Origin of the sequence: Paraburkholderia sp. CNPSo 3272 (genome assembly GCF_024206495.1) — a bacterium.
In the GTDB taxonomy this organism is placed as follows: Bacteria; Pseudomonadota; Gammaproteobacteria; order Burkholderiales; family Burkholderiaceae; genus Paraburkholderia.
The window spans coordinates 19,603-31,298 of the sequence record NZ_JAMBPQ010000062.1; the positions used below are offsets into that span (position 1 = coordinate 19,603).

The following is an 11,696-nucleotide window of genomic DNA, read 5'->3' on the forward strand; positions in this document are numbered from 1 at the left end:
GCCGCGCTGATTTGTTGCCGATTCAAGCCATGGATTCATCCTGGGACGACCGCTTCCGCCCCTGCTGGTGACCGCCGGGGTCGATCGCGGTCGCCTGATAGCGACCCGAGCCCTGGCGCCCCTAGCCAACCACGCGCGCCTCAAGCCCGCTGCGTACGGCCAGATCGAAACGCTCAGGGCGAATATGGAACACCGTCGCCTCGCACGCGCGCCCGTCAGCAAGTCGCGAGGTCCGGCGCAGCACGAGCAGCGGCGCACGCGGGGACACTTCCAGATACGCGGCGATATCGCTCGCCGCGGCAACCGCCGTGATGGTCATGTCGGCATCGACGATATGCCAGCCCGGCAGCCGTTCGAGCATCTCGTACGACGGGAGAACTTGCGCTTCCTCGCGCGAAATGACACTTGCCTCGGGTAGCAGGCAGGTCTGCGCGAGCGCGACTGGCTTGTCATCGACGCGGTGCAGGCGTTCGAGATACACGCAATGCGTGACATCGGCAGCGAAGGTCTCGCGCAGGCCGGGCGGCACCGCGCACGCATCCATGCGCAGCAGTTCCATGCTGGCCCGCGCACCCTGCGCCGCCAGCGAGTCGTAAAAGCCGCGCAACACGTCGAGCCGGTGCCGCAGGCGCCGGGGCTTCACGAACGTGCCCTTGCCCTGCTTGCGCTCCACGACGTGCGTCTCCACCAGACGGCCGAGCGCCAGCCGGACAGTCACCCGACTCACGTCGAAGCGCTCGCCCAGTTCGGCTTCCGACGGAAGCTTGCCCGACGGCTCATAGATGCCCTGCCCGATTTCCTGCTCAAGCGTCGTCGCGATCTGCTCATAGAGCGACGTCACGTCTTCCCGCACCAACATGATTAAAGTCCCTCGCTGCGCTCGCGCCTCGCCTTGCGCGCGATTCGCGATATCGATATGAAAAGCAATTGGATGGTCCAACTTGTATTAATACGTATTATGCCATCCAGACCCACCGACGCTCGAATAACGAACGCAGGAAAGCATGACTGTGACAGACGAGATCCTCAACGCGCCGCCGGTTGAGCGCCCACCACATGATGGAGCGGCCCTCCATACGCGCGAAACCGTACCTGCGGCCGCTCATGGCCACGCTGGCCCGCGCAGCGGCGCCGCGCTCCTGCGTGCCCGCCTCGGCTTCGTGGCCGCATGGTTCGCCTTCATCGCGCTCGCGTGGCTCATGCCGACACCCGTCGGACTCGACGCGAACGGCCAGGCCACGCTCGCCGTGGTCGCGTGGGTCGCGATCGTCTGGGTGACCGAGGCCATTCCCGTCGGCGTGAGCGGCATTTTGATACCGATGCTGCTTGTGCTTTCACACGCGAGCCCGGGTTTTCCGAAGGCTGCAAGCGGTTTCGCGGCGCCCGTCGTGTTCCTCTGCCTCGCAGCATTCCTCTTTTCGGCGATCATGCAGGCAAGCGGCCTCGACCGCCGCATTGCGCTGGCGCTGCTCGAGCGCCTGAAGGTGCGCACCGCCAACGGCGTGATCTGGGCAATGTTCGCCGTCAACTTCGTGATGTCGATGGTCGTGCCGGCCGCGAATGCGCGCTCGGCCGCACTGCTGCCCGTCACCAACGGCATCGTCCAGCTGTTTGGCGATTCGCCGCGCGAGCGTGCAGCGAAAAAAGCCATCGTGATCCAGTCGCTTGTCTACGGGGCGATGATCAGCGGCATGTGCATTCTCACGGCGCATCTGCCGAACATGGTCGTGTCAGGCCTGCTCGAAAAGCAGCTCGGCATCCACATTTCATACTTCACGTGGTTCAAGCTCCAGTGGCCGTATCTGGGCATGTTCGCGATCACGCAGTGCTGGGTCCAGTACTACTTCCGCTCTCGTGCCGTGCAGATTCCCGGCGGACGCGCTGCCCTCACGACCATGCGTCGCGCACTCCCGCCTGCCTCGCGCAATGACTGGCTGGCGCTGGTCCTGTTCGCGGGCGTGGCGGTCCTGTGGGCAACGGAGCCGCTGCATCATCTGTCGTCGGAAATCGTCGCGCTGATCGCGCTTGCCATCCTGTTCGCGCCAGGCGTGCTGGGCTTCGGCTGGGCGGAAATCGAACAACGCACGATCTGGGGCACGCTGTTTCTGCTCGCAGGCGCGCTATCGTTGTCCTCTGCGATCAGTTCGTCGGGGCTCGCCCAATGGGCCGCCGATCACATCTATCTCGTCGCGCACGGTCATGGCTGGTGGCTCGCCATTGGCATCGTCATGGCCGGTACGCACATCATCCGTATCGGCATGCTGTCCAACGTCGCCGCTGTCACCATGATCGCACCGATCGCGCTTGCGCTCGCCCCGCGCCTTGGTCTGCATCCGGTCGCGTTCACGATGCTCGTCAGCGACACCGACAGCTTCGCCTACCTGCTGCCCACGCAGATCACGGCGGGCGTCATTGCCTACAGCAGCGGCGCGTTCACCACCGCCGATTACGCCCGCGTCGGCGTAGTCTCGGTGCTGATTGCGATCCTGTACGGGCTATGCGTGATCGCACCGTGGTATGCGTTCATGGGCGTGCCCGTGTGGGACGCGTCCGCAGCCTGGCCGTTTGCACATTGATACTCGCGCACGCTCGCACGGTCACGTGCGCGCGATCCCTTACCCGTCTTATCGGCACCCACCCCAGATGAGCCAATCGAACGAAACCGGTCTGCACGCCCGCGCGCGTGCCCTGCGCGAGCGCCTTGGCGATCATGTCGCCCCGGTCGGCCTCTATGAGCAACTGAAACAGCGCCCCTTCGCCGGCGGCGTGCGTTGCAGCGTTTCGCGACTCGAAGCGGGCAGCTGGGCCGAAGTCGTGCTCGACTACGAAGTCGGCTCGTCAGGCATTGCCGATGGCGGGTGGCTGAAGGCCACGTTCAAGTTTTACTCGGACTGGGCGCTCTTCCAGACAAGCGACCCCACCGCGGCGAACTACATCAGCGCCGAGTATCATGCGGCGCCGCTCGTTCCGGGCCAGAGTCCCGCCACGGTGCAGGCGCTCAATGTGCGCTTCGACCAGAAAGGCCACGAGCGGCCGTACCAGAAAGCCGTGATCGTCGATGTCGTCGACGGGTATCTGAACGCAGGCGATCGCATCGTGATCCGTCTTGGTGATCGCCGACGGGGTCCCGGCACGCGCATCCAGACGTTTTCCGAAGACGATTTCCGCTTCCGCCTCTACGTCGATCCGCTGGGCACGTCGCGCTTCGTTGCAGTGCCTGGCGACATCGCCATCGACATCCATCCAGGCGATCCAACGGACGTGCTGCTCAACGGGCCGCGCTTCGTGCGTCCTGGCGAGGCTGCGCCGTTTCGCCTTGCGTTGCAGGATCGTTGGGGCAACGCATGCCGCGAGCTGGGCGCGAACGCGAATGCACGGCCGGTAGTCGCCAATTCGATCGCCAGTTTGACCGCCAACGTCATCGCCAACGTCATCGCCCGCGACGCAGAAGGCACAACGGTCTATCAGCGGGAGCATGCATTCCCGGCGCAGGGATTCGCGACGCTCGCGCTCGACGACCTGCCAACGGACCGGGGCACGCTGCACATCGTCGCAGCTGTGCCCGCACGGCCGGAGATCCGCGCAGCCGTTGCCTGGCTCACGGTCGACGCCACACTGCCCTCCCCGCGCGCACTCTATGCCGATCTTCACGTCCATGCGCACGACACGGTCGGCACCAACAGTCCCGCATACAACGCGCAGTACGCGCGCGATATTGGTGGGATCGATATCCTCGGCTATACGGCCAACGACTTCCAGATCACGGACGCGAACTGGCAACTGGGCGTCGAGGCCGTCGATCAGTTTAACGAACCCGGCCGCTTCGTCGTCTATCCCGTGCAGGAGTGGTGTGGCAGTTCGACGGCGGGTGGCGACCACAACGTCGTATTTCTCGGCGACGAACGTCCCGGTTTTCCGTACAACGCGCGCGGCGAGCACAACCGCACCCTTGTGTGGAACGAGGACATGAAAGGCAACGCGGTCGAACTCGGTCGCTGGCCCGTCGAGGAACTGTGGGACGCCTACGTCGATGACGCCGAACATCATCTCGTCATGCCGCACGTCGGCGGTCGGCGCTACATTCCGGACTGGCACCATCCGAAGCTCGAGCGGCTCGTTGAAATCGCTTCGACATGGGGGCACTTCGGCTGGCTCTACCAGGACGTCATCGCGCGGGGCTACCAGCTCGGTGTGGCTGCGAGCGGCGACGAACACCGCGGACGTCCCGGCGGCGGCGCGCCGGGCGTGCACGTCTTCGGCGTACATGGCGGACTCACGGGCGTACTCGCCGATACGCTGGACCGGCGCACGGTCGGCCAGGCCTTACGCGCACGCCGCACTTGGGCGACGACAGGCGAGCATAGCGCGCTGCTCGTGCGCAGTGGCGATCACTGGCAAGGCGACGCGTTCAGGCAGCGCGGCCCGGCTACGCTCGATTACCGCCTGCTCGGACGCGCCGGCTGGGAATACGTCGCCGCCTATGACCACAATGGCCTGATATGGGAGCGCAACCTGCATGAGGAACTCGGGTATGCAGAGCGCCTGATCCGCGTGCGCTGGGGCGGCGCGCGCATTCGGGACCGCTATCGCTGGGCGGCGTGGCGTGGTCGCATCCGCATTCTCAACGGCACGATCCACAACTTCGGTTCTCAGGGCTTCGAACACGTCGAGGAATCCGCGTGGCGCACAGGCGCAACGGACATCGAATTCAGCAGCGACACGTACGGCGACGCGGACAGCATCGAGATCGACGTGAGCAATCTTGCCGCAGCGACCATCGTGATCGAAGGCACCATCGACGGGTTCGTTAAGGTCGGCGATCCGCTCGCGGGCAATCCGTTCGCGCATGCGCCGGCGTTTCGCTTCGAGATTCGCGGCCCAGATCTGCTTGCGCGGGGTAGCGCAACACATGCGCTCGGCGGCACTGAATTGTTCGTCGCGGTCGAGCGACTGACCGGCAGGCCGTTGCCGGTCGATCTGGCAGGTAGCATCGAGGTTGTAGCGCAGAATGCGTCGTTTGGTTTTCGTCCGGTGTACTTCTTCGGGCGGCAGCGTGACGACAGCAAGGTGTGGTCGTCGGCCCAGTTCATTACTTTCGAATAGGTTCGCCGCAGGCGCAGGTGAACAGCGCCCGCAGCGACAGGCTCCGGTTTGAATCCGTCATCTAGTCACGAATCAGGAACCGGTCGCGGTTCCTGACGTCCTTGATCCAGTTTGGCGCGCGCCCTCTGCCGGACCAGGTGGCGCCGCTTGCCGGATCACGGTATTTCGCTGGCAGCGCGCCGCCTGAACCTCTCGGCCTGCCACGGCGACGTCCAAAGATGTCCCGAGGTGTATAACCGAAATAGTCCACCTTCGTACGGATATCGGCAAGGACGGCGTCGAACTCCTCCTGACGGACTGCTGCTGCCTGATTCTCCAGTTCGGTGATCTGCGCCTTCAGTTCCCTGTACGTTGCCACGAAGCGTCTCCCGCATATGGAAATCACTGGGTCATGATAGTGACTTTCGTATGTCGCTGATCCGAACCGGGACGATGGTCGCCGGGCATTGCGTCAGGCTGTTGTCTGCGGATTTTTTTTGCAGATAGAGGTGCCTCGCGACCACATCGACAATGGCGAACGCTCGGGCGCTGTGAATCACGATGGAGAGGAACAAAGCCGGTGCCCGGCTACCGCTGTATGCAGATTCATGGAAAGCCAGATGCTTCACGCGCAGCCTCAGGCAAACGTGGTGAATGCCATGGATGTTCGCGCACAAAGGGGGTGTTCATCGCACCGCGGCGGCCAGGAAAGGAAGTCCGGGGTAGAACGTCCCCCGCATCGGAGGGTCAGTGGCAGATCCTGTGAACCGATACGGGCCCCGTCTGAATTCCGCGCGAATCCCGGCAGTTGGAGCTGCAGCGCTAGGTCTGCTAAAGAACAGTCTTTAGGGTCAATGGAGTTTGGACGCCTGGCGACGGCGGGCAGTTGTGCACGTCGATCCCGAAGCGCTTGCTAAATCGCCCCACACACGAGCCGTCATGCGCGGTCACCCACACGGTATCGCCCAGCGAGGACACGTCAATGCAGTAAGGTTGAGTCACGCTTTTTTCCTGTTTATCCGGTGGCACATATGCACAAGTTCGCCTTGACCTTGCTGCCTGGCTATGCGGCAGCGAGAGGTACCGGCCATGTTGCCCCTGCATTCCGGACACACCTTCGCAACATGCGCGCGCTGCGCTGCTGTCATTGTTTTCCCGCTCCAATGGCTCGTGCGCAACATCGCCTCTGACATGACATGCCTTCGAACGGTGCGCCTTCCGCGCGACCGATTTTACCGCGGCCAGGCAGCCAGGAGAGCGCGGATACGCCGCGCGAATTTTGGGCGATTGCGAGCTGGCCCGCCGGAGCGTGGCTGGCCGCACACAACACTTCGTCCGCACAAGCGGCAAAGAACAATAATGAAAAGAATCTCCAACTCACAACGCCAGATCTTCGTGTGTCTTCGCGCTCGGGAGCTTGCTCATGAAAGTCCACAGCACGACGCCATACCTCTCATTGCTCGCGAGGCACTCGTGCCATGCCGCACTGTTGCTCGGCTGCCTGACAAATCCCTGCACAGCGCAGGCGCCTGCAAGTCCGCCCGGCACCCCCACGGCTGACGCGCCGAGCTACAAGGTCGGTGATACGTGGACCTTCATATGGGGGCGAACCGACTCCAGGCCCGGCACGCCTCTTGTCATGACGGTAGTCGCGGTAACAGAGACACAGACGACGGTGTCGTCCTCCTGGAACGGCGGTCCCCCAAAGGAAAACCACTACGACAATCAGGGAAACCTGACGCGGGATGGCAACGGAACAACGTATGAGCCAAGCAATGGAACACTGAGTTTCCCAATGACTGTGGGAAAGAGCTGGGAGTTTCATCATGTCCGGCGTTTCGCGATCGGAGCCATTGACGTCAGCGGCCACGACGAGATCGTTGCATTCGAGCGGGTACAGGTACCCGCTGGTTCATTTGACGCCTACAAGATAGTCAGCCATGGGGTGAACGCCAGGCAGCTTGATCGCATGTACGATGCGCCGTTCACCGAAACTTACTGGTATGCGCCACGCGTTAAAAAGATCATCAAGTCGGATTACGTGTTGTATCTCAACCATCAGGCGCTGCTGACCCGTACTTCCGAACTGGGCGCTTTTTCACTTGCGCCGTGACGTTACCTGGCCTCGACGTACGCTCTGACAGGTCAGTCGCAGGCTGCACGTCGATTTTTGCCGCCGGCAGGCGTTCGTGGTTTGCAATGACGATCGACGGTTAGTTGCATCGCATACTCATGGACTCCCGGTACTGTTTGCCCGGGAGTCCTGCCAGGCCGGGAAGCTTCGCCGCGCTGCACCCAGTCTTTGCGCGGGCGCCCCATGGGATTGATGGAGGACCGCCGGTACCATTACACGGGGCGGCCGCTTTGGTCTGGACCCGTCGCCAAACTCGCTGACAGGTCATGCAAATTTAAATCGGGTAGTCGCTCTTGATCTCTGGGCGAAGATCTCAATATGACATGTCAAATCCAGATTAACCGCCTGCCGGACATGCCCAACAAGAAGAACTCTCGATCCACGCGTCGGCCAGTTGCCGGAACGCACGCCAAGTCGCTCTTTCTCCCGATGCCCCGCCACGAAGCCTCGGATCTCGCGCTGCGTGCACGGATCGTGCTAGAGCGTCTGCGCAATGGTGAGGCGGACCGCTCCCTCGTCAATCTCGTCTCGCAGGTGGCTATCATCACGAGCTTCATCACCCGGGCGGGACACGGGCAGCTCGATGTCGCGGAGGTCGAGTGCGTTGAGCGTGGCCTCGGAGAGGTACTCAGCGAGGCCGATCGCACCGGGGCGTGGCACGTGCCCGAATCGTTGATCGCGGGACTCACCACCGTGATCAACGAATACGACCGGCAGCTCTGCATGACCCGCATGGAGATCGTTGTCCGGGCGAGCGATCACCTTGGAAAACTCGTTGATCTGGCCGCGCGGGACACGCGTACCAACGACAGTGAACTCCGGGTTGCACGGTAGCCTTACTATCCATCGCGTGCCGAAACCACGGATCCGTCAGTGCGGCGTGCATGAAGGCTCGCCGGCGAATGAAGACATACGTCAGAGAGAAAGTCACGCGCAAACGTCACACAGTTAGTTCCCGCCAGCGCGATGGTAACCGGTCCCCATAGATGGAGACCAAATCCGCCGCGCGCGCGTCGCGAACGTTTGTGGATCGAGAGCGGCACAGCCTGCAATTGCCTGCTAAAACGCGAAAGCGCTCACAACAGACAATCCAGTAGCGCCCAATGCAGCGGAGACTCATGTATCCCGCGCTAAACTGCGTCCACAACCCTGCATAGGCCTTCGCGCGATAACTGTGCGGCTGACAACCACGTCCCGAAAAGAAAACCACATGGAAATTCGCGTCGCTTACGAACATAGCCTGGCCTCAGCGCCGGAAGAATTCATCGTTCAGGTGCCGTCGCAGCTCGTGACCGATATTCCCGCGAACGTGCCGCGCGCGCTGTTGCCGGAGTTCGTCACCGGCCTGATCGTCGAACGCTCCCCGAGCATCGGAAAGATTCGCAATCTCAAGATTCTTTAGCGGACCGCATCTTCGCAGGGACGTCTGCTGACGAAAGGCATTGTTGTGCGGCTTCGTGAAAACTCAGAAAAGGCTCTGTTGCCTGATATCGCGCGCTGGAGGTAGTGACGGTTTCTGCCGTCGTGCGCCTGCACGTCGACGGATAACACGACGCACGTGAGCGATGAGTTCGAAACGCTCATCCGCAAAGCTGAGCGTGAGCCTGAACTGCGTCAGCCCATCCGGTCCGATACCGGGCTGCACCCGCAGCGAAGCATGCATGTCGAGTCGACGGGCACGGTCCACGAGCTGTGCGCGGCTCATGCCGGGCCAGGCGAGCGAAATCAGCCGACTGACCGCCGAAGGAACTGCCTCCGGTGGGCAATCAGCCGGCAACGCCAGAGAAACAAGCTCGAAACGATGTGGCATGGGGTTCAAGGCGCGCGGATCGGTGTCCGTGCTTCCTCATGTACATACGTAGCGTCGCCAGAACGAAGTCGACGCACAGAGGGTCCTGAGTGACCAGTCGTAGCGGGCCGCCAATGCAGTGCGTCCAGCATCCCGCTCCGCCAGCTACGACTGGGTCACCCGTTACCCGTTACGCTGCTGCGACTTCAGGCGCAGTCTCAACTGCCGCCGGAGCCTTTTTGGCTGCAACCTTGCGCGGTGCCGAAGCCTTTTTCGCGGGTGCTGCAGCCTTGCGTCCACGCACACCCTTTGCGGGAACAGCCGCTGCCCGGCCAGCCTTTTTCGTCGCGACCGTCGTCTTCGCTGCCTTTTTAGCCACGACACGTTTCGCGGCAACTTTCTTCGCAGGAGCAGACTTCTTCGCGGGAGCCGCCTTGGCGCCGGCGACCTTTGCCGTTGCACCGGCTTCGATCAGGAATTTCGAACGATCCTTGACATCGCGAATCCAGAGCGGTGCAAGTCCTCGGCCCGACCAGGTCGCGCCCGTTTTCGGATCCGCGTATTTCGGCGCAACGTGATGCACGGCCGCACGGGGAGCTTTTGCTGCTGCCTTTGCACCCGTAGCCGCCGGCTTGCGACCGCGTCGTTTAGCGACGAAGCCTTCAATATCAGCAACAGTCAGTCCGTGCTTTTGCATCAGCTCGCGGATTTTGGTCAGGCCCACCGACGACTGCTTTTCGGCAATCGCTACTGCCTGCTTCTGGAGTTTTGCAATTTTCGAGTTGATTGCGTCCAAGGTAACCATGTCTATTCCTCCCTGTGGGGTTTACCGTCCATGCGATCCTGGAACTTCCCTGGCTTATTTCCCAGGCACTTCGAAGTTCGGTCTGCCCGTCAGAATTGACGCCATCGTCGCGGTCGTGATTATGACTTCATCAGTACGCTCGTGCAAATTGATCGCACGGTGCGCAGCGATTTAAATTGTCACTGGAGATTAAAATTGAGCTGCGTCCGGTGTTGCCTGCGGGTACTACAACGCTCCTTTTCCGTTCGAATGCTACCTTGCAGCAAAACACTCAATTCTCAATTGTCCAGACATGTACCCACGCATCGTCGATCCTGTGAACGAAGTTCCTCTTCGTTCCTCAGGATGAATCGTTCACGCTACAAAAGATGACGTAAGGCGCGCAAGCAAACCTGGCGTCGCTTGCGGATTGATTTATACTGGGTTCACACCGGTCGCCAGTCGCGACACCCGCCGTGTGCCGTTCCCAGCAAAACGATTAAAAGTGCTCCACCCTCTTCGCGCCTGCAGCATGGGCAGCGTTGGGTCGCGTGGTATCCTGGCGGCACGCGATTTGCAATTACCTGCTCAACAACAGATTGTTGCGCGGAGAGTACACCGAATGGATGAAAGAAAGCGCGAAAGCATCGTTGCCTATCTACGGCGGCGGATGGCTGAATTTGGAATCAAACCGGAAGACGTCGCCACGTCAATTGCGGCAGATCAGGAGCGGTTGCGGGCAGTGCGTTTCCGCGACGCCTCTGGCAATTCATGGGACGGCAAAGGCGCCCCGCCACAATGGGTGGTTCAGGCGACCAGCGCCGGACAGACTCTTGAGCATTTTGCAATTGATTCGGCATCAACCCAGGAACCAGGCAAACACGCCGGCGCCGACTGGCGCAACGACCCGTTTGCCGGCACCAGACTGGCGAAAATCAAAACAGAGGGCGTTGGCGCCTGAGAGCTGAACCGGAACCAGCTAGAATCCAGCGTCAGGAATCACTCTCGTTGCCCCATCGGTTCGGACGTTTACGCGATTTCATTCCTGGCAGATGAGGGACGCAAATACTGTTACAGGGTGAAAGGCTGCGCCCCATTTCTGGACGCAAGAAGTTGGAATTCCGGAGTCCGTCCAAGTTAAGGGCAACGATTGAATCATGAAAACATCAGGAAAACCTTGCGCATCGTGTCCCTGGCGTCGCGCTGCGGGTGCAGGAGATATTCCAAACTTCGATCTCGCTCTGGCAGAGAAGCTGGCCGATACGTGCCCTGATGACCGCGGCATGGGGCCCGACTTTGGAGCCAGCATGTTTGCGTGCCATCAATCCAGGGAAGGCGAGGAATTCGCGTGCGCTGGATGGCTGGCGAAAGTCGGACACCACCATCCCGCAGTGCGCCTGGCAGTGGTCTCTGGTCGACTTGATTCGGCGGCACTGGAGCCTGGCGTAGACTGGCCAGAACTGCATGACAGCTATCGGGAAGTGCTGGACAAGCTGCGTGCAACGTCGAATTCTTGAGACGAGGCCAAAGAAGACGAGTCTGCTGTCAAAGTCGGGGGATCCAGCTGCCTGCGCCGGTGATGAACATCATCGAGGCCACTGTGCGACTGGTGTCGATGGCGGTCTAAATCCGCGCAAATCTGGCGGCGTCACATAGAAGCGGTGTGACGCGAGAGCAAAAAAAGAACTCGCGGAAATGACCAACGCATCGTGACCGGGGCTAGTTGATGCAGGGCACGGTGAAGGGAGCCCGTAGGGCGACTGGAGACGTGCCCTGCATCGGGGCGTGCCGTCCGCATGGTAGAAAGGCGTTTGCCGAAGAAGAACAACAGGTGCAGCGCCGGCCTCAACCGCCAAGTCCAGTCCGGCGCCGCACCTCCACAAGGGATATCCATATGGCAGGCCTGT

11 protein-coding genes are annotated in these 11,696 nt (G+C 61.6%); 7 read left to right on the forward strand and 4 right to left on the reverse strand.

The features are described 5' to 3' along the window. Positions 1-121: 121 nt before the first annotated feature. Complete coding sequence (locus tag M3I53_RS35930; protein ID WP_254320522.1) at positions 122-859, reverse strand: GntR family transcriptional regulator; 738 nt, start codon at positions 857-859, stop codon at positions 122-124. A gap of 145 nt (positions 860-1,004) precedes the next feature. On the opposite strand from M3I53_RS35930, the gene M3I53_RS35935 reads away from it, so the two are divergent. Both M3I53_RS35935 and M3I53_RS35940 read left to right on the forward strand, forming a co-directional pair. Continuing rightward, entirely contained in the window at positions 1,005-2,576 is a 1,572-nt protein-coding gene (locus M3I53_RS35935) for a DASS family sodium-coupled anion symporter (protein WP_254320523.1), read from the forward strand. A 67-nt stretch (positions 2,577-2,643) separates the two neighbouring features. Further along, a complete protein-coding gene (locus tag M3I53_RS35940; protein WP_254320524.1) occupies positions 2,644-5,103 on the forward strand; it encodes a hypothetical protein in 2,460 nt (819 codons plus the stop codon). A gap of 61 nt (positions 5,104-5,164) precedes the next feature. On the opposite strand, the gene M3I53_RS35945 is transcribed toward M3I53_RS35940, so the two are convergent. Further along, positions 5,165-5,461 carry an H-NS histone family protein gene (locus tag M3I53_RS35945; protein ID WP_254320525.1) on the reverse strand — a complete coding sequence of 99 codons (297 nt, stop codon included), beginning with the start codon at positions 5,459-5,461 and terminating at the stop codon, positions 5,165-5,167. 31 nt (positions 5,462-5,492) lie between these two features. Further along, positions 5,493-5,711: a hypothetical protein gene (locus tag M3I53_RS35950; RefSeq protein ID WP_254320526.1), complete on the reverse strand. Its 219-nt coding sequence runs from the start codon at positions 5,709-5,711 to the stop codon at positions 5,493-5,495. A 794-nt stretch (positions 5,712-6,505) separates the two neighbouring features. Here M3I53_RS35950 and M3I53_RS35955 point away from each other — a divergent pair. From M3I53_RS35955 to M3I53_RS35965, 3 genes are all read left to right on the forward strand, one after another. Further along, the gene (locus M3I53_RS35955) at positions 6,506-7,195 is read left to right on the forward strand and encodes a hypothetical protein (RefSeq protein WP_254320527.1); all 690 of its coding nucleotides are present in this window, start codon (positions 6,506-6,508) and stop codon (positions 7,193-7,195) included. Positions 7,196-7,534: 339 nt separating this feature from the next. After that, positions 7,535-8,050, forward strand: coding sequence for a hypothetical protein (locus M3I53_RS35960; protein WP_254320528.1), 516 nt, complete (start codon positions 7,535-7,537; stop codon positions 8,048-8,050). 376 nt (positions 8,051-8,426) lie between these two features. Beyond that, positions 8,427-8,618 (forward strand): hypothetical protein, encoded by a 192-nt coding sequence (locus tag M3I53_RS35965; protein ID WP_254320529.1) that lies wholly within the window; start codon positions 8,427-8,429, stop codon positions 8,616-8,618. 577 nt (positions 8,619-9,195) lie between these two features. Here the strand turns inward: M3I53_RS35965 and M3I53_RS35970 are convergent. Continuing rightward, entirely contained in the window at positions 9,196-9,810 is a 615-nt protein-coding gene (locus M3I53_RS35970; protein ID WP_254320530.1) for an H-NS histone family protein, read from the reverse strand. Positions 9,811-10,411: 601 nt separating this feature from the next. Between M3I53_RS35970 and M3I53_RS35975 the strand changes: the two genes are divergently transcribed. Then, positions 10,412-10,750: an H-NS family nucleoid-associated regulatory protein gene (locus tag M3I53_RS35975; RefSeq protein ID WP_254320531.1), complete on the forward strand. Its 339-nt coding sequence runs from the start codon at positions 10,412-10,414 to the stop codon at positions 10,748-10,750. Between the two features lie 196 nt (positions 10,751-10,946). Then, positions 10,947-11,306 (forward strand): DUF6283 family protein, encoded by a 360-nt coding sequence (locus M3I53_RS35980; RefSeq protein ID WP_254320532.1) that lies wholly within the window; start codon positions 10,947-10,949, stop codon positions 11,304-11,306. Positions 11,307-11,696: the final 390 nt, after the last annotated feature.

Excerpts from the sequence above, each read along its gene's own strand:
- M3I53_RS35930 (WP_254320522.1), bottom strand. The coding sequence starts at position 859 with ATGTTGGTGCGGGAAGACGTGACGTCGCTCTATGAGCAGATCGCGACG.
- M3I53_RS35935 (WP_254320523.1), top strand. The coding sequence starts at position 1,005 with ATGACTGTGACAGACGAGATCCTCAACGCGCCGCCGGTTGAGCGCCCA.
- M3I53_RS35940 (WP_254320524.1), top strand. The coding sequence starts at position 2,644 with ATGAGCCAATCGAACGAAACCGGTCTGCACGCCCGCGCGCGTGCCCTG.
- M3I53_RS35955 (WP_254320527.1), top strand. The coding sequence starts at position 6,506 with ATGAAAGTCCACAGCACGACGCCATACCTCTCATTGCTCGCGAGGCAC.
- M3I53_RS35960 (WP_254320528.1), top strand. The coding sequence starts at position 7,535 with ATGACATGTCAAATCCAGATTAACCGCCTGCCGGACATGCCCAACAAG.
- M3I53_RS35965 (WP_254320529.1), top strand. The coding sequence starts at position 8,427 with ATGGAAATTCGCGTCGCTTACGAACATAGCCTGGCCTCAGCGCCGGAA.
- M3I53_RS35970 (WP_254320530.1), bottom strand. The coding sequence starts at position 9,810 with ATGGTTACCTTGGACGCAATCAACTCGAAAATTGCAAAACTCCAGAAG.
- M3I53_RS35975 (WP_254320531.1), top strand. The coding sequence starts at position 10,412 with ATGGATGAAAGAAAGCGCGAAAGCATCGTTGCCTATCTACGGCGGCGG.
- M3I53_RS35980 (WP_254320532.1), top strand. The coding sequence starts at position 10,947 with ATGAAAACATCAGGAAAACCTTGCGCATCGTGTCCCTGGCGTCGCGCT.